25 protein-coding genes are annotated in these 23,433 nt (G+C 60.7%); 5 read left to right on the top strand and 20 right to left on the bottom strand.

What is annotated here, in order from left to right; translation table 11 throughout:
• Positions 1–48 precede the first annotated feature (48 nt).
• Both CKW32_RS05885 and CKW32_RS05890 read left to right on the top strand, forming a co-directional pair.
• On the top strand, positions 49–387 hold the full coding sequence (locus tag CKW32_RS05885; RefSeq protein WP_032885997.1) for a helix-turn-helix transcriptional regulator: 339 nt from the start codon (positions 49–51) through the stop codon (positions 385–387).
• Positions 384–755, top strand: coding sequence for a hypothetical protein (locus CKW32_RS05890; RefSeq protein WP_005786715.1), 372 nt, complete (start codon positions 384–386; stop codon positions 753–755). The genes CKW32_RS05885 and CKW32_RS05890 overlap by 4 nt, the downstream gene beginning before the upstream one ends.
• Here the strand turns inward: CKW32_RS05890 and CKW32_RS05895 are convergent.
• Together CKW32_RS05895 and CKW32_RS05900 are read right to left on the bottom strand one after the other, a co-directional pair.
• On the bottom strand, positions 752–2,521 hold the full coding sequence (locus CKW32_RS05895) for a bifunctional diguanylate cyclase/phosphodiesterase (RefSeq protein WP_095184334.1): 1,770 nt from the start codon (positions 2,519–2,521) through the stop codon (positions 752–754). The two genes, CKW32_RS05890 and CKW32_RS05895, sit on opposite strands and share 4 nt — an antisense overlap.
• A 118-nt stretch (positions 2,522–2,639) precedes the next feature.
• Complete coding sequence (locus CKW32_RS05900) at positions 2,640–4,721, bottom strand: carboxy terminal-processing peptidase (RefSeq protein WP_177434250.1); 2,082 nt, start codon at positions 4,719–4,721, stop codon at positions 2,640–2,642.
• Positions 4,722–4,858: 137 nt separating this feature from the next.
• Between CKW32_RS05900 and CKW32_RS05905 the strand changes: the two genes are divergently transcribed.
• Positions 4,859–5,821 (top strand): zinc-binding dehydrogenase, encoded by a 963-nt coding sequence (locus tag CKW32_RS05905; RefSeq protein WP_095184294.1) that lies wholly within the window; start codon positions 4,859–4,861, stop codon positions 5,819–5,821.
• A 146-nt stretch (positions 5,822–5,967) separates the two neighbouring features.
• Here the strand turns inward: CKW32_RS05905 and CKW32_RS05910 are convergent, their stop codons facing one another.
• The 6 genes from CKW32_RS05910 to CKW32_RS05935 form a co-directional block, all read right to left on the bottom strand.
• Positions 5,968–6,621: an HAD family phosphatase gene (locus tag CKW32_RS05910; RefSeq protein ID WP_095184295.1), complete on the bottom strand. Its 654-nt coding sequence runs from the start codon at positions 6,619–6,621 to the stop codon at positions 5,968–5,970.
• A 29-nt stretch (positions 6,622–6,650) separates the two neighbouring features.
• The gene (locus tag CKW32_RS05915; protein ID WP_095184296.1) at positions 6,651–7,640 is read right to left on the bottom strand and encodes an ABC transporter ATP-binding protein; all 990 of its coding nucleotides are present in this window, start codon (positions 7,638–7,640) and stop codon (positions 6,651–6,653) included.
• Entirely contained in the window at positions 7,637–8,437 is an 801-nt protein-coding gene (locus CKW32_RS05920; RefSeq protein ID WP_032886004.1) for an ABC transporter permease, read from the bottom strand. Before CKW32_RS05920 ends, CKW32_RS05915 begins: the two co-directional genes overlap by 4 nt.
• Positions 8,424–9,260 carry an ABC transporter permease subunit gene (locus CKW32_RS05925; RefSeq protein WP_164444784.1) on the bottom strand — a complete coding sequence of 279 codons (837 nt, stop codon included), beginning with the start codon at positions 9,258–9,260 and terminating at the stop codon, positions 8,424–8,426. The genes CKW32_RS05920 and CKW32_RS05925 overlap by 14 nt, the downstream gene beginning before the upstream one ends.
• A 5-nt stretch (positions 9,261–9,265) precedes the next feature.
• A complete protein-coding gene (locus tag CKW32_RS05930; protein WP_095184297.1) occupies positions 9,266–10,072 on the bottom strand; it encodes an alkaline phosphatase family protein in 807 nt (268 codons plus the stop codon).
• A 190-nt stretch (positions 10,073–10,262) separates the two neighbouring features.
• Positions 10,263–11,339 carry an ABC transporter substrate-binding protein gene (locus CKW32_RS05935; RefSeq protein ID WP_032886007.1) on the bottom strand — a complete coding sequence of 359 codons (1,077 nt, stop codon included), beginning with the start codon at positions 11,337–11,339 and terminating at the stop codon, positions 10,263–10,265.
• A gap of 352 nt (positions 11,340–11,691) precedes the next feature.
• On the opposite strand from CKW32_RS05935, the gene CKW32_RS05940 reads away from it, so the two are divergent.
• Positions 11,692–12,405 carry a UTRA domain-containing protein gene (locus CKW32_RS05940; RefSeq protein ID WP_032886008.1) on the top strand — a complete coding sequence of 238 codons (714 nt, stop codon included), beginning with the start codon at positions 11,692–11,694 and terminating at the stop codon, positions 12,403–12,405.
• 100 nt (positions 12,406–12,505) lie between these two features.
• Here CKW32_RS05940 and CKW32_RS05945 read toward each other — a convergent pair whose 3' ends face one another.
• The 9 genes from CKW32_RS05945 to soxR all read right to left on the bottom strand — a co-directional run bounded on the left by CKW32_RS05945 (position 12,506) and on the right by soxR (position 19,477).
• Entirely contained in the window at positions 12,506–13,420 is a 915-nt protein-coding gene (locus CKW32_RS05945; RefSeq protein WP_095184298.1) for a metal ABC transporter solute-binding protein, Zn/Mn family, read from the bottom strand.
• Entirely contained in the window at positions 13,420–14,319 is a 900-nt protein-coding gene (locus CKW32_RS05950; RefSeq protein ID WP_032886010.1) for a metal ABC transporter permease, read from the bottom strand. The genes CKW32_RS05945 and CKW32_RS05950 overlap by 1 nt, the downstream gene beginning before the upstream one ends.
• Positions 14,316–15,062, bottom strand: coding sequence for a metal ABC transporter ATP-binding protein (locus CKW32_RS05955; protein ID WP_095184299.1), 747 nt, complete (start codon positions 15,060–15,062; stop codon positions 14,316–14,318). Before CKW32_RS05955 ends, CKW32_RS05950 begins: the two co-directional genes overlap by 4 nt.
• On the bottom strand, positions 15,059–15,979 hold the full coding sequence (locus tag CKW32_RS05960) for a metal ABC transporter substrate-binding protein (RefSeq protein ID WP_095184300.1): 921 nt from the start codon (positions 15,977–15,979) through the stop codon (positions 15,059–15,061). The genes CKW32_RS05955 and CKW32_RS05960 overlap by 4 nt, the downstream gene beginning before the upstream one ends.
• Before the next feature lie 19 nt (positions 15,980–15,998).
• Positions 15,999–16,559: a DUF6162 family protein gene (locus CKW32_RS05965; protein ID WP_095184301.1), complete on the bottom strand. Its 561-nt coding sequence runs from the start codon at positions 16,557–16,559 to the stop codon at positions 15,999–16,001.
• On the bottom strand, positions 16,556–16,879 hold the full coding sequence (locus CKW32_RS05970) for a hypothetical protein (RefSeq protein WP_032886016.1): 324 nt from the start codon (positions 16,877–16,879) through the stop codon (positions 16,556–16,558). The genes CKW32_RS05965 and CKW32_RS05970 overlap by 4 nt, the downstream gene beginning before the upstream one ends.
• On the bottom strand, positions 16,876–17,412 hold the full coding sequence (locus CKW32_RS05975) for a hypothetical protein (RefSeq protein ID WP_032886017.1): 537 nt from the start codon (positions 17,410–17,412) through the stop codon (positions 16,876–16,878). Before CKW32_RS05975 ends, CKW32_RS05970 begins: the two co-directional genes overlap by 4 nt.
• Positions 17,412–18,611: a PepSY domain-containing protein gene (locus tag CKW32_RS05980; RefSeq protein ID WP_095184302.1), complete on the bottom strand. Its 1,200-nt coding sequence runs from the start codon at positions 18,609–18,611 to the stop codon at positions 17,412–17,414. Before CKW32_RS05980 ends, CKW32_RS05975 begins: the two co-directional genes overlap by 1 nt.
• Positions 18,612–19,036: 425 nt before the next feature.
• Entirely contained in the window at positions 19,037–19,477 is a 441-nt protein-coding gene (gene soxR / locus CKW32_RS05985) for a redox-sensitive transcriptional activator SoxR (protein ID WP_032886019.1), read from the bottom strand.
• Positions 19,478–19,576: 99 nt separating this feature from the next.
• Between soxR and CKW32_RS05990 the strand changes: the two genes are divergently transcribed.
• Positions 19,577–19,942: an antibiotic biosynthesis monooxygenase gene (locus CKW32_RS05990; RefSeq protein ID WP_032886020.1), complete on the top strand. Its 366-nt coding sequence runs from the start codon at positions 19,577–19,579 to the stop codon at positions 19,940–19,942.
• Here CKW32_RS05990 and CKW32_RS05995 read toward each other — a convergent pair.
• Genes CKW32_RS05995 through ssuD form a run of 3 tightly spaced genes read right to left on the bottom strand, consistent with a single transcriptional unit; the run spans position 19,931 to position 23,430 of the window.
• A complete protein-coding gene (locus tag CKW32_RS05995) occupies positions 19,931–21,034 on the bottom strand; it encodes a sigma-54-dependent Fis family transcriptional regulator (protein WP_032886021.1) in 1,104 nt (367 codons plus the stop codon). The genes CKW32_RS05990 and CKW32_RS05995 overlap by 12 nt on opposite strands.
• Positions 21,035–21,047: 13 nt before the next feature.
• The gene (locus CKW32_RS06000; protein ID WP_095184303.1) at positions 21,048–22,235 is read right to left on the bottom strand and encodes an acyl-CoA dehydrogenase family protein; all 1,188 of its coding nucleotides are present in this window, start codon (positions 22,233–22,235) and stop codon (positions 21,048–21,050) included.
• 55 nt (positions 22,236–22,290) lie between these two features.
• The gene (ssuD, locus tag CKW32_RS06005; RefSeq protein WP_032886023.1) at positions 22,291–23,430 is read right to left on the bottom strand and encodes an FMNH2-dependent alkanesulfonate monooxygenase; all 1,140 of its coding nucleotides are present in this window, start codon (positions 23,428–23,430) and stop codon (positions 22,291–22,293) included.
• Positions 23,431–23,433: the final 3 nt, after the last annotated feature.

Consider the following 23,433-nt stretch of genomic DNA (forward strand, 5'->3'; position numbering starts at 1 on the left):
CTAAGGAAAGAGCTTACTCAGTAAGTGCAGTTATCCTACGGGGCAGTCATGGATATTCAGATAATTTCACGCAATGGCGAACCCGAGTACGCGGTGTTGCCATGGGATCAGTACCAGGCGCTGCTAAAAGCTGCCGGTCAGCAACAGCCTTCACCGCCTCCTTCTCGTACTGTCCAACCCGCACCTGACCAGGACTTGCGCCCGCTCGCAGACCTGCGCGGTTTGCGTGAAACCAAGGGCCTGGCGATTGAAGTGCTGGCTCGCACCGTGGGCATCAGCCCGTCGTATCTCGGATTGATCGAAAGTGGTGAACGTCAGCCGGATGCCGCGATACGACGCAGCCTGGCCTGGGAATTAGGCGTTGCAGGTTGGAGGGATGAATCTTGAGCCTACGTATCAGCCGTCAGCATTGGGATGGGTTACTTAACGAACTGGACCAGGCGCGCCGCCAGCGCCATCTGTTGACTTACCGCGCGCTGCTGGAGCGCCTGCAGTTTCCGACGCCGGCGATGCAAACCCTGGCCGCTGCTCTGGAGCACCTAGCGGCACTGGACGCCAAGGCTGAGCAACCGTTGCGCAGCTCCCTGGTGATCAGCCAGGGCGCCAGCCGCCTGCCGCGTACCGGCTTCTTTGAATGCGTGGAGCGCCTCGGGCGCTTCAGCGGACCCTCCGATGGCGTGGCCGCGGCGTCCTGGCATGCCTCCGAAGTGGTGCGGGTGTTCGAATACGAGTATCCGGAGTCGGCCGAGGCCTAAAGCGTCTGGGGCAACATGTCCATGCTGTCGATCACATGGATGCTGTAACCAGCCACATCCTTGGCATGGTGCTTGGCCTGCGACGCCAATTCCGCCAACTGGCTGGCATCGAGTTGTCCACAGGCCTGTGGATACAAATGCACCACTCCAATCGACAACGACAGCAGCGCAAATTCCTGGCGCACGCCCTGACGGTTCAGTGCCACAAAGCAACCAGCGTCGAGATGCTCGGCGCGGTAGAAACGCCGGCATTGGGTATGGAAGTCATCCAGCAACTGGTTGAGCCGCTTGCGCCATTCCTGTGGCCCCAGCACCAGCAAAAAATCATCGCCGCCGATATGCCCGACGAAGTCGCGGCTGGGGTCGACCCGGTCGTTCAAGCACTGCGCCAGGCACAGCAACACCTCATCCCCACGCCCGTAGCCGTAGATGTCATTGAACGGTTTGAAACTGTCGATATCCACGTAGCAGATCACTGACTCGCGCTGTTGCTGCAACAGCCGTGTCAGGCACTGCTGGATCGGTACATTGCCGGGCAGCAGCGTCAGCGGGTTGGCGTAGCGGGCCTGTTGGATTTTCAACTCGGTGATCAGCTTAAGCACATCGATCACTCGACCCAGGCCCAGGTAATCGCCATTGAGCGTGATGATGAAGTCTTCCTCGATACGTTGCCTTGCGCGGCTGGTCAGCAAGCGGCTGACCTGCTGCAGTGACTGGCTCAGCTCCACCGCCAGAAAGTCAGCGCTCATCAAGCGGCTGATGGGTTTGCGAGCGAACAGGTCAGTGGCAAACGGCTTGAGCAGCGCGTCGGACAGCGAATGCCGATGGACGATGCCAACGGGGTGCCCACGCTCATCCAGCACCGCCAGGGAGTTGAGGTTGGCCTGGCGGCGGAATGCTTCCAGCACCTTGGCCGTGGCGGTGCCTTGATCCACTGCCGGTTGCTCATTGAGCAGGGCGCTGAGGTCGCTGCCTTCGTCGTTGAGCGTCACCGTGGTCTGGTCCGGTTTGGGCAGCATCAGTCGTGCTTCTTGTGGCGGTTGTTCCTGTGGGCGGCAGAGCAGGTAACCCTGCACCAAATCGACGCCCATCTCAGTCAACACCGCCAGCTCTTCCGGCAATTCAATACCTTCGGCGATGACCTGGGCACGGGAGGCCCTGGCGATTTGCAGGATCGAACCGACAAACTCGCGCTTGAGTGCATCCTGATGAATGCCGTCGATGAAGTGTCGGTCGATTTTCACGTAGTCCGGACGTAACTCCGACCATAAGCGCAGGCTGGAATAGCCGGCACCCAGATCATCCAAGGCAATTGAAAAGCCCATGTTGCGGTAATGGTGCAGGGCGGTTTGCAACAGGTCGAAATCGTCGGTGGGGGTTTGCTCGGTGAGTTCGATCACCACTTGGCTCGGCGGAATGCCGAAGTCGCGCAGCAGTTGCAGGGTGCGTCCCGGTTGGTGCGCCGTTTCCATCAAGGATTCCGGCGAGATATTCAGGAACAGCTTGCCTGGAAGCTTTTGATCGCTGAAGCGTCGGCACGCGCTTTCGCGGCATGCCATTTCCAATTCGCTGAGGCGCCCGGTTTGCCTGGCCACCGAGAAAAGCGCAACGGGGGAGTGCAGAGGGCTGTTGGACGGGCCACGACTAAGGGCTTCGTAGCCGAGGATGCGCCGTTCGGACAGGCAGATGATCGGTTGGAACAGGCTGTGCAAACTGCGTTGAGCCAGGATAGAGCCCAATGCATTCAGCTGTTCGGTCATGGTCATGGTGATCTCGATCGAAAAAAAAGGACCGCAGGCGATAAGCCTGCGGTCCTTCATTTCACGACAGAATGATGTCTATATGATGACACTCTGGGGAGCGATCACGTTAAATCGCCATCATTTACTGCTTGGCTACCTGCTTGGTGATTTTCAGGTAGTCCAGCAGGATCCGGCCTGTCTCGGCCAGGTACGCATCGTCTTCCGGCTTGGTTTTATCCGCTTCGGTCGGCAGCGCGTCTTCGTCTTCTTTCTTCAGCTCCTTGAGTGGTTCTTCGCCCTTGGCCTTGCGGCGGACGTTCTCCAGCACAAGCTGCTTGTTTTCGATATCGCTGTGCTGCGCGCGACGGTCCACTTCATTGAGGCTGACGGTTTTTTCTTCCATCAACTTCTTGGCCAGGGCCAGCTTGTCGCGGATGAACACAAACTCGGCATCCTTGGCGGAGCGGGTATCGTGGTCAGCTTTCAACTGTGCCAGGAACGGCTTGAATGGATCCGTAGCAGGCTTGATCGCTGGCCGGATGGTGTCCCACGGCATGGCTTCCGGCAGAGCGCTTTCGCCGATTTCCTTGGTGTCGATGATCGACGGGAAATCGATGTCCGGCAGCACGCCCTGATGCTGGGTGCTCTGCCCGGAAACCCGGTAGAACTTGGCCAACGTCAGCTTGAGCTCGCCATGGTTCAGCGGCTGGATCGTCTGCACGGTGCCTTTGCCGAAGGTCTGGCCGCCGATGATCAACGCGCGGTGATAGTCCTGCATGGCGCCGGCGAAAATTTCCGAGGCCGAGGCGGAGAGGCGGTTGACCAGCAGCGCCATCGGGCCTTTGTAGAAGGCGCCCGGGTTCTCGTCTTCAAGCACGTCCACGCGGCCGTCAGCGTTGCGCACCAACACGGTCGGACCTTTGTCGATAAACAGGCTGGTCAGCTCGGTGGCTTCCTGCAGGGAGCCGCCGCCGTTGTTGCGCAGGTCGATGACCACGCCGTCGACTTTTTCCTTCTGCAGTTCAGTCAGGATCTTCTTCACGTCGCGGGTGGTGGACTTGTAGTCCGGGTCGCCAGCGCGGAAGGCCTTGAAGTCCAGGTAGAAGGCCGGAATTTCAATCACGCCCAGTTTGTAGTCCTTGCCATCCTGCTTGAGGTTGAGGACTTTCTTCTGCACCGCCTGGTCTTCGAGCTTCACCGCTTCACGGGTGATGGACACGATCTTGCTGGTCTGGTCGTTTGGCGCATTGGTGTGCGGAATCACCTCCAGGCGCACCACGCTGCCTTTCGGCCCACGGATCAGCTTGACCACTTCGTCCAGGCGCCAGCCGACCACATCGACCATCTCTTTGTCGGCCTGGGCCACACCGATGATCTTGTCCGCCGGAGCGACCTGCTTGGTCTTGTCTGCCGGACCGGCCGGCACCAGACGCACGATCTTCACTTGGTCATTGTCGCTTTGCAGGACGGCACCAATGCCTTCCAACGACAGACTCATATTGATATCGAAATTTTCCGCGTTATCTGGCGACAGATAATTGGTGTGCGGGTCGTAGGACATCGCGAAGGTGTTGATGTAGGCCTGGAAGATATCTTCTGCACGGGTCTGGTCCAGACGCGCCAACTGATTCTTGTAGCGCTTGGTCAACAGCTCCTGAATGGCCTTGGGCTCTTTGCCGGCGATCTTCAGGCGCAGCACTTCGTCCTTGACGCGTTTGCGCCACAGGTCATCTAGGGCGGCGGTGCTGGTCAGCCAAGGGGCGTCCTTGCGATCCACCAGAAGGGTTTCCTTCTGGGTGAAGTCGAGCTTGTCGACGCCTTTGTTCAGCTCAGCCAAGGCGAAATCCAGACGCGCTTTGACGCGGTCCAGGTAGCGCTTGTAGATGGTGAAGCCGGGCTGCAGGTCGCCGCTCTTGAGGAAATCGTCGAACTGGCTCTTCCACTTGTCGAACTCAGCGATATCGCTGGCCAGGAAGTAGCTGCGCGACGGATCCAGCAGCTTGAGGTAGCTGTCGTAGATGATCACCGAGCGAGCGTCGTCCAGCGGCGGCTTGCTGTAGTGATGGCGCTTGAGCAACTCGACCACGTTAAGGCTGGCAATCACCTCATCGCGATCCGGTTGAAGGTTGTCCCAGCTGTTGGCTGCGAACGTATTGGTCGACATCGACGCGAAGCCGAGACCAATGAAAAGAGCGAGGGCGGTGCTGGGGAACAGATGCTTCATGCTGATTCGACGCGGGGGCAATTGATAACGCATATTAGGCCGTCTTTGAAGTTGCCGGTTCCATAGGGGCCGGTCGCATAATGCAAAAAGCCCGCGCTACTGCTACGGGCTCAGTCCAGACTCACTATGGAGGCACTGTGAAAGCATTGCAAGGCGTTGAAGGTCATGTGGAGTGGTTGGACGAACCAAGTCCTACATGTGACGTAGGCCAAGTTCGCATTCGCGTGGCGGCTGCGGGTCTTAATCGCGCCGATTTATTACAGCGTGCCGGGCTCTATCCGCCACCCCCTGGCGCCAGCTCTGTGCTGGGCCTGGAATGTTCCGGGGTGATCAGCGAAGTGGGGCCTGGTTCCTCGTGGCAAGTGGGGGATCGAGTCTGTGCGCTGCTCGCCGGTGGTGGCATGGCTGAAGAGGTGGTGGTAGATGCTCGCCATGTGCTGCCGGTGCCGGAAGGTCTGTCGTTGATTGAAGCGGCGGCCTTGCCTGAGGTGTACAGCACCGCATGGCTCAATCTGTTCCAACTGGCGGGCCTCAAGCCCGGTGAGAAAGTGCTGCTGCATGCTGGTGCCAGTGGCGTGGGCTCGGCGGCGATCCAACTGTGCAAGGCGTTTGGCAGCCCGTGCTGGGTCAGCGTCGGCTCGGCGCAACGCCTGGCCTACTGTGAAGACCTGGGCGCCCAGGGCGGCGTGGTACGTACCGATGGGATCGAAGGGCTGCGGGATTTCGGGCCGTTTGATGTGATCCTTGACCCGGTCGGCGGCAGCTATGCGGCGCTGGATCTGAAGCTGCTGGCGCTGGACGGCCGTTGGGTGTTGATCGGTTTGATGGGCGGTCGCGAAGCGCAGTTGGACCTGGGCCAAGTGTTGGGTAAGCGTATCCAGTTGTTAGGCTCGACCCTGCGCAGCCGTGACGATCAGTTCAAGGCAGACCTGTTCAGTGACTTGAGCCAGCATGTCTGGCCGTTGTTTGCCGAAGGGCGCTTGAGCCCGCAGTTGGCCAAGACCTTCCCAATCAAGGATGCCGAGGCGGCGTTTGCTGAGCTTGCGACTAACCAGATTTCAGGGAAGTTGGTGTTGGTGATCGACGAAAGCGTGACCTGACCTTGAATTGAAATGCGACCAAATGGGGAGGGGGCTTGCTCCCGATAACCGTGTGTCAGTGAAGAATATTTCATCTGACCCACCGGCATCGGGAGCAAGCCCCCTCCACATTCGCCTGATTGGATTTCAATTCAAGATAGCGGGTGTCAGATCCAATGGTGGATTGGCCAACCAGCCTTCTCTGCATGCTCGCGCAGCACCGGATCCGGGTTCACCACCTGCGGGTGATCCACCTTCAGCAGCAACGGCAGATCATTGCGCGAATCCGAATAGAAGTACGCGCCATCCAATGTCTCACGTTCCTGCTCCAGCCAATCCAGCAATCGCGTGATCTTGCCTTCGCGGTAGGTGAGTACACCCACGGTACGGCCGCTGTACACGCCATGGCTCACGTCCAGATCAATCCCCAACACCTCATCAATACCGATTCGCGCCGCAATCGGTTTCACCAAATGCGTTCCCGATGCCGAAATCACCAAAATCCGGTCGCCCTTCGCACGATGCCTGGCGATGGTCTTAGTGGCCTCGCTGTAGATCAGCGGTTCAATCACGTCCTCCACCCATGGCTCGACCAGGTGATCGATCTCTTCCGGGGTGCGGCCGATCATTGGCTCCAGGCTGAAGTCCATGAAGTCCTCCATGGCCAATTCGCCGCGGCTGTAGGCGTCCATCAGTTCGTTGTTCCTGCGCATGAACGACTCGGGGTCGACCCATCCCAGGCGGCCCATCTGCTCGCTCCACAGGGTGGCGCAGTCGCCGTGGATCAGGGTGTCGTCCAGATCAAAAATTACCAATGCCATCCGTCACGCTCTCTTTGTAAATCGTTGCATCAGGCTACTTCACACAGCGCACTGGGGTCGATGGAAAGTGCCAGGCGTTGACCATCCGGGTGAAGATCGTCCGCCGAGCGGTTGAGCACATCGACGACCAGTTCCACGCCGCGCGCTTCGATGCGGTAGCGGATCACGTTGCCCAGCAGGCTGTGGCTGCGCACCAGTGCATCCAGTTCGCCGCAGCGGCTCAGTTCGATGGCTTCGGGGCGAATCGCGATGCGCCCACTGATCGGGCGTTGGAGCAATTGGCTGGCCTTGTCGGCGTCGAGCAGGTTGTAGTTGCCGATAAAACCGGCGGCGAACACGTCAACTGGCGCGGTGTAGAGGGTCTCGGCATCGCCGCTTTGAACGATCTTGCCCTGGTTCATCAGGAAGATGCGGTCGGACATGGTCAGGGCTTCTTCCTGATCATGGGTCACGAAAATCGTGGTCAGCCCCAGTTCGCGCTGGATCTGGCGAATCTGCTCACGCAGGTGCTTGCGAATGCGTGCATCCAGCGCCGAGAGCGGCTCATCCAGCAGCAGCAGGCGTGGGCGTGTCACCAGGGAGCGGGCGAGAGCCACGCGCTGGCACTGGCCGCCAGACATCTGGTGCGGGTAGCGCCCGGCCAGGTCTTTGAGCTCTACCAGTTGCAGTACTTCCTGCACGCGCTTGTGGCTGTCGTCGGAGTTGACCTTTTGCATGCGCAGACCGAAGGCGACGTTCTGTTCCACGGTCATGTTGGGGAACAGCGCGTAGCTCTGGAAGACCATGCCGATGTTTCTTTTCTGCGGGCTCAGCGGAACGATGTCCTGGCCATCGAGCAGAATTTTCCCACTGTCCACCGAGGTCAGACCGGCAATGCAGCGCAGCAGCGTGGACTTGCCGCACCCGGACGGGCCGAGCAGGGTGACGAACTCGCCTTTGGCAATTTCGCAGTTGATATCGCTAAACACGGGCGTACCGGAGTAGCCCTTTTGCAAGTGTTGGACGCTGACGAAGCTCATTGGCTTTTGTCCTTGTTCAAGATATTGGCGGCCCAGGTCAGCACCAGCACAAAGAAGAAATAGGAAATGACCACGGCACTGGTGAAGTGTCCGCTGCTGTTGCGCATGTTGTTGAGGTACACCTGCAGGGTCTCGTAGCGGGTGCCCACCAGGATGTTGGCGAACACGAACTCGCCGAACAGGAACGAGAACGACAGCAGCAGCGCCACCATCAAGCCTTTGCGCAGGTTGGGCAGCACGACGAAGATCGCCGCTTGCCAAGTGCTGGCGCCCAGCAGTTGGGAGGCGTCCATCAGGTCGCGCAAGTTGATGGCTTGCAGGTTGTTGGTGATCGCCCGGTACATGAACGGCAGCGCCACGGTGAAGTAGCAGCCGATCAAAATCCATGGCGTGCCCACCATTGCCAACGGCCCGGAACCATAGAGTTGCAGCAGGCCCACCGATGACACCACTGGCGGCACCGCGAAGGGCAGCAGGATCAGGATGTTCATCAGCGCGTCGAGCTTGGGAAAGTGGTAATGCACCACGAACAGCAGCGGCAGAATGAGCACCACCGACAGGATCAACGCGCCCACGCACACTAGCAGCGACTGCCCGAAGGCCATCAGAAAGCGCGGGTCGCTCCAGAGCTGCACGTACCACTTCACGGTGAAGCCCGCCGGCAGGATGGTTGCCGACCAACTACTGGCAATCGAGTAAACGAACGTGCCCACCAACGGCAATACCAGGATTGCAAAGAGCAGGTACACCACCACGCGGTGGTAGAGGGAGGCCGGGCCGGCTTCAGCGCGAGACATGGTAGCTCCTCTTGAGCAGCAGTTGATGGACCACGGTGATCACGGTCATCAGCGCCACCAGCACAACGGCCAAGGCGCTGGCCATGTTCGGATCGAGGGACACATCGCCGGAGACCAGGCCCGCGATACGGATTGGCAGCACGTTGAAGTTGCCGGTGGTCAAGGCGTAGACCGTGGCGTAGGCGCCCAAGGCATTGGCGAGCAGGATCACGAAGGTGCCCAGCAGCGCAGGCGTCAGCACCGGTAAACCGATGTGCCGCCAGAACTGCCAGCCATTCGCGCCGAGCAACGACGCGGACTCACGCCAGTCTTCACGCAGCGCATCGAAGGCCGGGTACAGCAGCAACACGCCGAGGGGGATCTGGAAGTAGGTGTAGAGGATGATCAGCCCGGTCTTGGAATACAGGTTGAAGTCCTGAATGATCCCGGCCTGCTTGAGCATGAGAGTGATGCTGCCGTTGAACCCCAGCAAAATAATGAACGCGAACGCCAGGGGGACGCCGGCGAAGTTGCTCGTCATGTTAGCGAAGGCGGTAACGAAGTTGCGCAGCGGCCCATCGACGCGGCGTAGCGAATAACTGCCGAGAGTGGCGATGATGATGCCGAAAATGCTGGAGTAAAAACTGATCTCCAGGCTGAACTGGATCGCTTGCCGGTAGAACTTCGAGCTGAAGATCCGGGTGAAGTTTTCCAGGCCCCAGCCGGCCTCTTCGGTTTGCAGGCTGTTGATCAGCACCCACACCAGCGGGGCGATCTCGAACACGATAAAGAACAGCGTGAAAGGCACCAGGCACAGCAATGCCAGCCATTTGCCGCGAGTCATGGCATTCACTTCAATAGCTCCCGGCATACAGGTTTGTCGTGGGGCACGCCCAGCAGTTCGCAGACGGTGCCGCACAGGTCGGTCTGTTTCGGCGTGGCGTTGGCATCCAGGCTGAAGGCATCGCCGAGGACGAACAGCGGCACTTCACGTTCTTCCGGCAGCAGGCCGTTGTGCGAGCGGTCGTTGTTCATGCCGTGGTCGGCGGTCACCAGCACTTGGCAGCCTGCGTCGAGCCAGCCTTGCAGGTAGTCAGCCAGGATGATGTCGGCCGAGCGTGCGCTGTTGCGGTATTGCGCGCTGTCGAGGCCGTGCTTGTGGCCGGCGTCGTCGATGTTCATCGGGTGCACCAGCAGAAAGTCCGGCGCGTGCTTGAGTCGCAGGTTTTCGGCGTCGGCGAACAGGTGGGAATCGGGGTAATGGTCATTCCAGTAGAAATGTCCGTGCTGGATCGCCAGCGTCGTGTCGTCGGTATGGCGATCACGGGCGGCGAGAAAGGGCGAGCGGTTATACAACTCGCTGACCCAATGGTAAGCCGCAGCCGCAGTGCTAAGACCTGCGTCGGTGGCGTAATGGAAAATGCTGCGCTGGTTGGACAGGCGCGCGACCTGGTTGTGCACGATACCGCTCTGGATCGGTGGCACGCCGGTGAGAATGCATTCATAGAGCGGGCGGGACAGCGAGGGCAGTTCACATTCCAGCTTGTAGAGGGCTGCGCGTCCTGCGCCGACATAGGCCTGCAAGTGCCCCATGGCGTGTCGGGCAACCTCGAAGTTCAGGCCGTCGAGCACGACAAGGATGACAGTGTGCTTCATGGGGGAGAGCGCTCCGCAACGATTGACTTGGCTCAATTCCTCTGGAGGAACGGGGTCAGAAATGTGGGAGGGGGCTTGCCCCCGATAGCGGTGTGTCATGCAACGGATTTGTTAGCTGATCCACCGTCATCGGGGGCAAGCCCCCTCCCACATTGGATCTCCACTGGAGCTCCAATGTGGGATAAAACCCTTACTTCATCTCTACGATGACTTGCTCATTCCACAGCTGCGGCAGCTTCTTGGAAGTCGCTTCCCAGGCATCTGCATCCTTGATCGGTTGCGGGTTGGCCTTGGTGTACTGCTCGCCCGGAATCAGGTTCTTGGCGATTTCAGCCGGCAGTTTCAGGTCGGTTTCCGCACGAATCGGACGCGCATTGCCCTTGGCCAGGTTGAGTTGGCCGGCATCGCTGAAGATGTACTCGCGGGTCAGCTTGGCGGCGTTCGGGTGCTTGGCGTATTTATTGATGATGGTGGTGTAGCCGGATTTCACCGAGCCGTCCGAGGGGATCAGCACCACGTAGTCATCCGGGTTGGCCATCTTGGCTTTGTAGCTCAGGCCGTTGAAGTCCCAGACGATGCCTACTTCGACTTCACCTTTTTCCATGGTGGCGATGGTCGGGTTGGACAGGCCGAGCCGGCCTTGCTGGGCGATCTTGGTGAAGAACTGCAGGCCTGGCGCGATGTTCTTTTCATCGCCTTTGTTGGCGATGGCCGCCGCCAGCACGGCGTTGGACGCCTGGGCCGCGGTGCTCACGTCACCCACCGAGACTTTGTATTTGCCGGTTTGCAGGTCGGCCCAACTGGTGGGGACTTCGGAGCCGTGCAACAGCTTCTTGTTGACGATAAACGCGATGGTGCCGGTGTAGGCGAGGGCCCAGTGACCGTCTTTGTCTTTCGCCCAGTCCGGCACCGAAGCCCAGGTGGACGGTTTGTACGGCTGGGTGACTTCCTGCTTCACCGCAATCGGACCGAACGCTGCGCCGACGTCGCCGATGTCGGCGCTGGCGTTGTCTTTCTCGGCCTTGAACTTGGCGATCTCCTGGGCCGAGCTCATGTCGGTGTCGATGTGCTTGAGGCCGTAGGTCTTGGCCAGGTCTTCCCAGGTGCCTTTCCAGTTGGCCCAGTCATCGGGCATGCCGACGCTGTTGACGGCGCCTTCCGCTTTCGCGGCGGCTTCCAAGGTTTTTAGATCGGTATCAGCGGCCATGGCGGCGGTGCACATGGCAATGGTCGAGCCTAACAGTGATGCCAGGAAAAGCTGTTTCATCCGAAGCTCCTTTGGGCGTTTTCAACGCTGCGTTTTTATGAACGTTTGCGGTGGTGTTGGTCTAGGTCAGAGCAATACCTGAGCCAATTTAGGCTCGATGGATGACAGTTTCATGTCGTTGTCGTTTTTAACGCGCCGATGTCGCTCGGCACAGGCTGAGCGTAGACCATGCCCAAGTGCCCGTAGGCTCTGGACTTGGCCGGTGTATTGCAAGAGGTGCGGCATGCACTTGAGGCGGGCTGTCATCTGTCGGTCATCTGCAATGCCTACGCTTGCACGCAGTCGCAAGGGCCCGATTGCGGAGCTTTTATGCACCTGAACGGTGCTGGTCTAGTCCAGATAGGTAACGTTGATGCGTGATGAGGCAATCAAGGCGGTGACATCCATCGGCCTGGCGCTGCAAGAGCAGATCGACCATGGACTTTTGCCGCCTGCAAGCAAACTTCCCGCCGAGCGCAAGCTCAGCGAGTTGTTCGGTACCACCCGAATTACCGTGCGGGAAGCCTTGTTACAACTTGAGGCCCAAGGGCAGATTTATCGCGAGGAACGCCGGGGCTGGTTCGTGTCGCCGCCACGGTTGGCCTACAACCTGATGCAGCGCAGCCACTTTCACGCGATGGTCAACGACCAGGGCCGTGTGGCGTCCACCGAAGTGATTTCGGCGCGCCTGCAACCTGCATCGGCGGCGGTGTGTGCATGGCTGCAACTGCCGGCATTGTCCAGCGTGATCCAGATCTGCCGAAGCCGGCGGATCGATGGGCGACTGGTGTTGTATGTGGAGCACTACCTGAACCCGCAATATTTCCCGGGGATTCTTGAGTGCGACCTGAATCAGTCGATGACCGAGTTGTACGTGCGCAAATACGACTTGCACTACGGACGGGTGCGCTTCGAGATTGTGCCGACGTCACTGCCGGTGGAAGCCGCCGCCGCATTGCGCGTGTCGGTGGGCAGCCCGGGTTTGCGGATTGCTCGGGTTAATTATGACCAGCACCAGCGCTTGATCGACTGCGACCTGGAGTTCTGGCGGCATGATGCGATTCATGTGGGCGTGGATGTGGTTTAACCACCGCTCTCCCGGCGCTGAGCTTGCTTCTGTAGTGAGCAGGCTTGCCCTGCGCTGGGCTGCAAAGCAGCCCTAAAACAGGATGCTGGTCACCCCCATATCAGTGACTGAGCGTCTTGATCACCTGATCCACATTGGTTTCCAACTCCGTCACCGGGTCTGCACCGTCGACATTCAGCACCAGCAATGTCGAGCCGCCTGCCGTGATGGCGGCTTTCACCGCTTCACTCGGCTGGCGATGGTGCAGCACCACGGCCACATCGTTGTCCTTCAATTCGGTACTGAGTGTGTGCAACGCCTCAGGCGTCCACTCGGCATCCGGACGCGCATCGGTGCTGATCAGTTCCAGGTTCAGGCTGCTGACCAAATACCCAAAGTGATCGCTCAAACTGACCACACTCAGGTTGTCCGCCTTGGCCAGCCGGGCTTCGCTGTCGGCGGTGAGCTTGAGCAGGCGTTGCTTGAGTGCAGCCAGATTGGAGTCGATTTTCACCTTGGCGCCCGGTGCCAGGCGGCTCAGGTCGGTGGACAAGACATCGGCCATGCGCCCCAGGTTATTGCTCGATTGCCATGGTTGGCTGTTCAAACCGTCAGCGACGCCCGGTTGCACGGCGATCCCCGGCAACCCGCCGTCCACGGGGCGTGCGGCATCGACTTCGACAATGCGGATGTTGCTGCGCCGTGCCACGGGGTACAGCGGATCATCTGCCCACAGCGAGCGCAGGCCGATGGCGGCGTCGGCGTCCTGGGCCAGCGCGCTCAGTGCGGAGGCGCCACGGCCGGTGAAGTACGACACCTGGCGCGAGCCCGGCAGGTTGGCCGGGGCTGCGCGCTCAAGCTGAACGTCGGTGCCTTTGAGCAGCACCTCGGCCAGGCCATAAGTGATTGGCAGCGACGCCAGCACCTTGACCGGTTTGGCGGAGTGGGCAGTCGGTTTGACTGCCTCGGCGGCGATCAGCGGCGGAGTGATTAAACAGGCGATGGCCAAGGCGAGAGGCTGAAGAACAGAGCGCATTATCCAAAGTTCCCTTTGAGGCTGGGCACGGTGCCGCGCGCGATGGCGGCAAAAGCGAAAGCGATACCGGCCATCAGGATGATCGCGGCACCGGAAGGAATCGGCAGGTCGAAGATGATCGGCAGCAGGATCCCGCACAGGGTACTGACAGTGGCGATCACCACCGAGACCCAGAAGAAGCCTTTGAGCGACTGGCTCAACAGGCGCGCCGCCGCAGCTGGAATCACCAGCAGGGCGCCGACCAGAATCGCGCCGATGACCTTGACTGCCGCGACGGTGATCAGCGTCACCAGAATTACGAACAGATAATCGAGGGTCTTCACCGCCACTCCGCGCACTGCCGCCAGTTGCGGGTTGAAACTGGCGAGCATGATGCGGTTGTACAGCGGCAGCGCCAGAGCCATCACCAGCGAGCCGACAATCGCCAGCACCAGCAGATCGTTACCGTTGACCGTCAACACCGAACCAAACAGCACGTTCTCCAAGATGTGCACGTTGATCTTGCCCGCCAGGATCAGCAGCAGGCTCGCGCCCAGCGCCAGGGACACCGACAGGAACACGCCGATCAAAGTGTCCGGCGCCAGGCCGGTGCGGTTACGCAGGTAATTGAGCAGGATGCCAAACAGCAGGCAGTAACCGAACAGACTGCCGTAGGGGCCGGTGTAGGGTTCACCGAGCAAAATGCCCACGGCGACGCCGGTCAGCGCAGCATGGCCGACGGCTTCGGAGAAAAACGCGAAGCGCTTGACCACTACCAGCGTGCCCAAGCCGCCGAGCACTGGGCCGATCAGCAAACCGGCGAGCAGGGCATTGACTACAAAACCATAGGCCAGTGCCTCCGGCAGGTAACCGGCAGAGGCCCAGCCCTGGACCATCAGGCGAAACGCTTCATAACTCATTGCGCCGGGCTCCGAGGATGGGTGGAGAACAGGGTCAGCAGGCGATCCGGGGTGAGCGCCTCCTGTGGTGTGGCGTCGAACAGCACGCGGCGGTTAAGGCCGGTAACGCGGTCGGCCAGACGGCCTACGGCTTCGAGGTCGTGCTCGATCCACAGCACGGTCATGCCGGCGAGGCGCCAGTCACTGAGCAGGCGTTCGAACACCTGGATGCCCGCTTCATCGAGGGCCGACATCGGTTCATCCAGCACCAGCAATTGCGGCGCAGGGATCAAGCCCTGGGCCAGCAGCACGCGTTGGCGTTCACCTCCGGACAGTGCACCCATGCGCCGCTTGCGTTTGTCCTGCATGCCGACCCGTTCCAGAGCCTCGCCAATCGCCGCGGCGTAATGCTTGGACAAGCCCAGAAACGCCGGGCGCCGCTGGCACATGGCGGCCATGAAATCGTCCACGGTCATCGGCAAACCCCGGTCGAATTCCAGCGCCTGGGGCACATAGCCGATTGTGCCCGGCGTGGTCGGCCACTGCAGGCTCAAGCGACCCTGATGCGGCGTTTGTCCCAGCAGGGTCTTGATCAGCGAGCTCTTGCCGCCGCCGTTGGGGCCGACCAGCGCGTGGGTGCTGCCCGGCTGCACCTGGAAACTCACGCTGTCGAGGATCACGGTGCGGCCCAGGGTCAGGGACACCGTGTCGAAGTCGAGTGTCGGGCCGACGCTGGCGACCTTCAGGGATTGTGCCGCCGTCATGCGCCCGACTCCTGAATCGCCCGGACCACCGTGTTGAGGTTGCCGGTCATTTCCACTTCGTACTTTTCAGCGCTGTATTCGCCATAGGAAATATGCGACAGCGGGTACAGCTTGACCCCGGATTCACGCTGGATGGTGTCGACGTAGGTGGAGGGGAAATCCATCTCCGAGAAGATCACCTTCACGTCCAGGGCGCGCAGTTCGTCGATGGTCTTCTTCAACTGGCTGGGACTGGGCTCAATGCCGTGGGCGGGCTCGACCACGGCGGTGACTTCCAGGCCGAATTCACGCAGCAGGTAGTCGTAGGCCGCATGCACAGTGGCGACGCGCAGGTCCGGGTTAGGCGCGCTGGTCAACTTGGCGAGGGCGTCGGCGCGCATCTGGCGCAGGCGTTTGCCATAGGCACGCGCGTTCTGGGTGTAGGTCTTGGCGTTGTCCGGGTCGAGCTTGCCCAGCTCACGGGCGATGTTGTTGACCTGGGCAATCGATGCACTGATCGACAGGAAGGTGTGCGGGTTGACCACCTTGCCCGCACCGCGCGCGGCATTGCCGGTGGCGGCCAGCAACGGCACGTTGGCGTTGGCTTCGATCACCGGGATGTCCGGGCGCTCGCTGGCGGCGATCATACGGTCGGCGAAGTCGTCGTGGCCGACGCCATTGAGCACGATCACGTCCAGGGTGCCGATGCGCTTGATGTCTTCGGCGCGCGGCTCGTAGGCGTGTGGGTTAAAACCGGCTGGAATCAGCGGCACCACGTCGGCCTTGTCGCCGACGATATTGGCCACGTAGCTGTAATAAGGGTGCAGGGTGATGCCGATACGCAGGCGTTTAGCCGCTTCGGCGTTGGCCAGCGGGGCGAGTATCAGGCTGAGCAGGCTGACCAGCAACAGGCGCAACAGGGGAGATGAAATAGACATGGGCAATCGGTCTTCTCGTTCAGTGACGGTGCTGGCGGGTAACGCCGGCATCGAATTGCGCGACCACTTGCTGCCAGCCGGCCGCGATCAGCGCCTGGTCAGTGAGGTCGGAGGGGGCGGCCAGGTCTTTGCGGCGGTTGAGCCAGATATCCGGCTCGGTGCCTTGTACGCGCATCAGCAGTGAACCGCTGGTGGTCGGCGTCTGGCTCAACCCGAAGTAGGCCGCAGGCGCCAGTAACTGCCAGCGGTGATCGCCACGGCTGACCGAACTCGCATCTTGGGCGAACGGCGCGAAGCCTTCTTCGGCCAATTGCCCAGGCGTCGGCAGGGCGCTTTGCTCTTGCTGCAGCAAGTGGATTTCATCCAGGGTCACCCGCAAGTCGGCGTAGATACCTTGCTCGGCGGCGCTCAGGTCGCGGCGGGCGTCCAACTGGTGGCTGGGCACGGCGGCCACTTCCTGGGATTCGCCGTGCAGCGCCACCACCGTGCCGGCGACCGCGAGGATGATCAGGCACAGCAGCAGGACGTAGAGGGTTTCGTGGCCAGCGCCCGCGGGACGTACAACGTGTGTCGTACTCATTGGGACTGGATATCCGCTTGGTCGATTTCAACGACGTGGCCAGGGCCGGCGTCAAACAGCACGTAGAACTCGGCGGATGGCTTCTTGAAGGTCAGGGTCGAATCCTGGCCGAGCTTGCCGGGCACCAGGATGGTTTCGTCGTAGCCGATCACATCCAGGGTCACGCCGGGCGCCCCGCTGCCGTCGGAGAAGCCGCCCTTGCACTGGATCTGCTCGCCGGGGATTTCCTTGCATTCGCACATAGGGTTGTGGGCCAGGGCCACGGTACTTAAACCCGCGCACAGCAACAGCGCGGCGCGGGACAGGTGCTTGATCATCATGGTTTGACTCCTTGCTTGTTCAGCCAGGCAATGGTGGCAGGCGAGGCCTGGCTCAGCGGGATGGAACCCTGGTGCATCGTGCCGTCCCAGCCTTCCATGGTGACCCACAGTTCGGCGTCGGCAGGTGTGCGTTCAGGGACGGGCAGGGCGGCGCCCATGCGGTACGGTGTGCCAAAGAAGATCACCCCGGCCGCGCGCAGGCTGCGTGGCTTGCCGATGCGCAGGTAAGTAGCTTTGACCTGGTCGGCACAGGTGTCGCACAGGGCGGCGTTGAAGAACTTCATCGGGCCGGCCGGGTCCGGGCTTGGGCCCTCATTGCGGAACTCGGCGAGGGTCAGGCTCCAGGGGCCAACCTGTATTTCTCCGGCCACCCGCTCACCGATACCCGCGTCACCGCGAAACAGTGCGGCATCGGCAAAATACTTGGGCATGAAGCCCAGGGGCACCAGCAGTAGCAGAACATTGATATGGAATCGCCATTTCAGCCAGAAAGCCCGCAGGGGAGTCGGCGGTGTCGCTGCGACCTTGCTCATCAGTGGCTCTCCGAAGCTTCAGCCTGCAAGGCTGGGGTGGAAACAGGCTTGCGCTGGGTCTTGGCCTCGCGCTTGAGGGCATTGAGGGTGGCCAAGGCGGTGCGCTTGGTCCATATCAGCAAGCCGCTCAAGACCATCATGCTCAGCACCAGGCCGAAGAACGCCCAGATCAGCTTGATCCACAGTCCGCCAAAATCGCCGGTGTGCAGCGGGCGCATGGATTCGGTGACGAACTCAAGTGCGGTGCGGTCGGACAGGAGGTGCGAGACAGCGATTTCGCCGCTATAGGGGTTGAGTTGGGCGGTTTGGTACATCAGTGGGTACCAGCCGCGGCCGCCGATTTGCAGGTGGCTGTAGGCGTTGAAGGGCATGCGCACGAAGCTCGCTTCTAGGCCAGGGATGCGCTGGGTCGCAATCGTGATGGCTTCATCCAGGGGAATCATTGGTGCCGGCACACCTGCTGCCGAGGACGGTACTTTTTCACGGGCGATCACCGGGACGATGGGCTCGCTGGAAATTGAAATCTGGTTGTCCCCCAGGATCGCCTGGATCAGGAACCAGGTGCCGGTGATGGAAATGACTGCGATAAACCAGATAGACCAGATACCGCTCAGGCGGTGGAAGTCACCCCAGAAGATTCGCGCACCGTGGCGAAACCGCAGGGTTGGTTTGAAAAAACCTTTCCAGAAGCGCTTGTAGACCACCAGCCCGGTAACCAGCGAGGCCAGCAGCGGCAGACCAAGCAACGACACCAGGTACCAGCCCCAGCTGTAGCCATTGGTGAACGGCACCAGCCACCAGCCGTGCAGCGCACGGGTGAACTGACGGAAATTGAACGACGGGCTGATGCCCTGGATCGCGCCGGTGTAAGGGTTGACGTAGACCTCAAGCGAGCGCCCGTCGGGGTAGCTGAGGTCGACACTCAGGGCGAAGTGCGACTCATCTGGGCGGCTGAGCGATTGGACAATCACCTCGGGCTCGGCACGCTTGATGGCGCTGATCACTTGGTCGTAGCTCAACAGTTCGGCGTCATCCGACGGTTTGCTCGCGCGGATATCCGGGTTGGCCAGCCAGACGATTTCCTGGCTGACCACCGCCAGGGTGCCGGTGACGCAGACGATCAGTACAAAGAACCAGATGGGCAACGCCAGCCAGCTATGTACGAGAAACCAGAGTTTGGAGCGTGACTTCTTCGACATGTAAATGAGGGTCTTGATCGGAGGGGGGCGAGGGAGGCCCGGAAAAGGCCAGTCGTAGCTTTTGCTGACGCGACAGGCTGTATCTAAATAAGACGGATGAGAATGAGAAATCCCTAACCCGGATATGAAAGAAAATGTTTCAGATTCACATTCGGTGGTTTTTTACCCGTTTATCGAACACGAAACATGTTCCGAGCTATCACCGAGCAGGCGTTGATAGGGCCGGCGCGCTGCGTAGGATGGGCTTGGCCGTTGAACGGCCCGCCCAAAATGACTGCCAGAACCCTTTACGACAGATACGCGTGGGTGGCGCCGGAGGCTTTCTTGTAGCGCTTGATGCCCTCGGTGGCATTGTCGATGCGCAGGTCCGGCCTTTCACGATAGGCCACGCCAATCAAGGACTCCGGCGGTTACGACGAGAAAGCTCAACTGGGCTCGAGCAATTGCGCACCAGGCCCGCGCTCACCCAGCAGGTCATCCTGATTGCGCAGCGGGCATGCTTCCAACGACAAGCATCCGCAGCCGATGCAGCCGTTGAGCTTGTCGCGCAGCAGCATCATTTTGTTGATGCGCTCGTCCAGGTCTTCGCGCCACAGTGCCGACAAACGTTCCCAGTCTTTGGCTGTCGGGGTGCGGCCATTTGGCAGCGTCTGTAATGCCTCGCCAATCGTCGCCAGGGGAATCCCCAAGCGCTGGGCGATCTTAATCACCACCACGCGGCGTAATACATCCCGCGGATAGCGCCGCTGATTGCCCGCGTTGCGATTGCTCTGAATCAGCCCCTTGGTTTCGTAGAAGTGCAGGGCCGTGACGGCCACGCCGCTACGGGCGGCCAGTTGGCCGACGGTGAGTTCCTTGGTAATCATGAAAACTCCGATTAAGCGCTTGACCTTGACTTAACTGGAGGTTTTACCCTGCGTGGCATCGAATCGCAAGATTCTGCCTACAGTGGAAGGGGAGTATTCATGCAGGTATCAGAGAAGAATCTCGGCTTCACTCAGCTGATCGAGTTCCATATCGAGCCTCAGCAGCAAGTTGCCCTGGTGGCGGCCTTGTCCACCCAAAGCGAGCGTTTGGCCCAGGGCCATGACGGATTTCTCAGTGCGAGCGTGCAGGTCAGCGATGACGGCCGGCGGGTGCTTAATTACCTGCAATGGACGTCCCGAGCGCACGGTGAGGCAGCGTTCAAGCGTTTTGAGCAGGGTGAGGAAGACTTCTGGACACTGATTCGCGCCCATCAGGCCACGGCGGTGACCTTTGGTTCGTTCCAGGTGCTGCGCAGTTTTGAACGCAGCCATGACAATGCATTGCACTGCCGTCTATATGGATAAATGCAGCATCCGTTCACCTTGCACGTTCTCCCCCGGCCGACGCTTATTCACCGCCAATTCGCCAATCTTGATCAGGCGTGTGCGCGTGACGTTACGGCTCAGGCCCAGCAGGTTGGCGGTGTGCACCTGATTGTAATGGCTGAAACGGTAAGCGGCCCGAAGCAGGGCGTCTTCGACCTTTTCATGCAGGGCGCCGGCCTGTTCTTCGAAAAGCTTTTGGAAGGCGCGCTCCAACAAGGCTTCGGCGCTGTTGTCGGTGCCGTGCTGACTGTCGTCCTGGCGCTCAATGCGCATGTTCGACAGGCGTAAATCATCCCGTTCGATCACGCCGTTACGGCAGATCAGCAGGGTGTGGTGGATGACGTTTTCCAGTTCGCGGATATTGCCCGGCCAGCTGTAGCTCTTGAGTTTTTGTTCGGCTTCGCGACTGATCGTGATCGGGCCGTAGCCCAGGCGTCGGCTGTAAGCCTCGATAAAGTGCCGGGTCAACGGCAGGATATCGCCGGGGCGCTCGCGCAGCGGGCTCAGCTCCAGGCTCACCACGTCGAGTCGGTAGTAGAGGTCTTCGCGGAAATGCCCGGCGTTGATGGCTTTTTCCAACTGCACGTTGGTTGCAGCCAGTACGCGCACATCAATCGGAATGCTCTTGCGCGAACCTAAGCGTACGACTTCGCGTTCCTGTAGGACACGCAGCAATTTGACTTGGATGGCCATCGGTAAATCGCCGATCTCATCAAGGAACAACGTGCCGCCATCGGCTTCTTCGAACCAGCCAGCCTTGGCGCTGAGGGCGCCGGTAAAGGCGCCTTTTTCATGGCCGAACAGTTCGGCCTCCACCAGGGATTCAGAGAAGGCGCCGCAGTTCACTGCCACGAACGGGCGGTTGCGCCGCGCGCTGAGGTTATGAATGTGGCGCGCCACCAGCTCTTTACCGGTCCCGGTTTCGCCGATGATCAGCACGCTGGCTTCGCTGGGCGCCACTTGCTGGATATGGTCGAGCAGCGCCTGGGATTTCGGGTCTTCGAAGACCTGGGCCGTGGCGCGAATCGAGGTCGCAAGGGCGGGCGAGGGCGGTAGGGTTAGAAGCTGCATGGGCACCTCTTTTTTATGAGTAGAACGTAGGAATCGGCAGGGATTGGTTCAACGCCCAGTCCCCCAGTTCATGGAGCTTGTAGTCCACCGGGTCGTGCAGGGTTTGCGTGCGCAGGTTGCGCCAGTGGCGATCCAGGCGCAGGGAGGCATGGGTTGAACGTGCGCCGGTAACTTCAAACAGACGGCTGCACAGATCCAGGCCTTGGCGGGTGGCGGCGACCTTGGCGGTGGCGATGGCAATTGCCAGTTGGCCGCGCTCGTGTTCGCTGAGGTTTGGCCCTTTGGCCCAGGCTTGGTCCAGTAGCTCGGCGGCTCGCTCCACCAGCAGGCGCACGCCTTGGAGGGCCACCCAGAACTCGCCGTAGTGGTGGAGCACGTAAGGATCCTTGCGCACGTCCTCGGCCGAGGATTTGTGCCAGGCACGGGTTTCGGTGAGGGTGTAGGTGCGTGCTTCTTCGAATGCGCCTTCGGCAATGCCGAGAAACATATGGGTAAAGGTCAACTGTGCGATCAGCGGGCGCAGGCAAGCGAACGGTGTGCTCAGCGGGCCTGGGTCGAGCAGCAATTCCGACTCTTCGACGCGCACCCGTTCGAAGCTGGCGCTGCCGCTGTCGGTCTGGCGTTGGCCGATATTGTTCCAGTCATTGTGCAGAGTGATGCCGCTGCGCCCACTGGGGATGGCGGCAATCAGCAGTTTGCCGCCGGCATTTTCATCCACCGCCGAGGCGATCAGCATTTCCGAGTCGCTGGCGCCGGAGCAGAAGCTCTTTTTGCCGGAGAATTCGCGCCAGCCGCCGAAGTCCTTGACCACGGTGCGCGTGTCCAATGGATTGAGGGCGTTGCCCCAGAACCAGTTCTTGCGGGCGGTTTGTTCGAACCAGGGTTGCCATTGGTCCGGGCGTGAAAACAGGCGCACGGTGGCCAGCATCAGATGATGAAAGCCGAAGACGTGGGCGATGGAGCTGTCGACCTTGGCGAATTCGCGCACGATGCCCAAGGTGTCGCTCCAGCGGGCGCCGAGGCCGCCGTATTGGGTGGGAATGCTCAGGGCCAGCAGGCCGCTGTGGCGCAGGGCGTCACGCTCGGTTTTGGGTGTGCCGCCGCGCTCGTCGCGTTCGACGGCGCTGAGGGCGAATTCGGCGGCCAGCAGTTTGGCGGTCTGCAGGGGAGATGGCAGGACGCTGTGGGGTTTGGCTGTCACGGGTTTTCCTCTTTATTGGCAGCAGCGGCCCGGGCCGGTGCCGCCGCTGCGCCGATCAGGCCTTGGCCGGCAGTACATCGTTGGCAATCATTTCGCCGAACGGGCCGGTGAGGTTGGTGATACCGCGTCCAGCGAGGCTGGCGTAGGGTTCCGGCAGCAGCGGGAACACCAGTTCGGCGAAGCGATAGGCCTCTTCCAAATGCGGATAGCCGGAGAAGATGAAGCTCTCGATGCCCAGGTCGGCGTATTCCTTAATGCGTTCGGCCACTTGTTGCGGGTTGCCCACCAACGCGGTACCGGCACCGCCGCGCACCAGGCCGACACCGGCCCACAGGTTGGGCGCGATTTCCAGGTTGTCGCGGCGCCCGTCGTGGAGGGCGGCCATGCGGCGCTGACCTTCGGAGTCAAAGCGCGAGAAGGATTTTTGCGCGGCGGCGATGGTGTCGTCGCTGATGTGCTCGATCAGTTTGTCGGCGGCTTTCCAGGCGTCTTCTTCGGTTTCGCGCACGATCACATGCAGACGAATGCCAAACTTCACCGTACGCCCGTGGCGCGCGGCGCGCTCACGCACATCCGCGAGTTTTTCCGCGACGGCGGCGGGCGGCTCGCCCCACGTCAGATACACATCCACCTGTTCGGCGGCGAGGTCGTGGGCGGCGTCGGAGGATCCACCGAAGTACAGCGGTGGGTAAGGCTTCTGCACCGGTGGGTACAGCGCCTTGGCGTTTTGCACGCGCAGGTGTTTGCCTTCGAAATCCACCGATTCACCCTGCAATACGCGGCGCCATATCCGTAGGAATTCGTCGGAGACTTCGTAACGTTCAGCGTGGTCGAGGAAGCTGCCGTCGCCACGGTTTTCGTCGGGGTCACCACCGGTCACTACGTTGATCAGCAGGCGGCCGTTGGACAGGCGATCCAGGGTGGCGGCCATGCGTGCAGATACAGTCGGCGAAATGATGCCGGGACGAATGGCCACCAGGTAACGCAGGCGTTCTGTCAGCGGTACCAGCGCCGAGGCGATGACCCAGGAGTCTTCACACGAGCGGCCGGTAGGAATCAACACACCGTAGTAACCCAGGTTGTCAGCCGCCTGGGCGACTTGCTTCAGATAATTGAGCGTGACGGGCCGGGCACCTTGGGTGGTGCCCAGGTAATGACCGTCGCCATGTGTCGGCAGAAACCAGAAAACATCCATAAC

Origin of the sequence: Pseudomonas sp. Irchel 3H9 (assembly GCF_900187495.1) — a bacterium.
Classification (GTDB): domain Bacteria; phylum Pseudomonadota; class Gammaproteobacteria; order Pseudomonadales; family Pseudomonadaceae; genus Aquipseudomonas; species Aquipseudomonas sivasensis.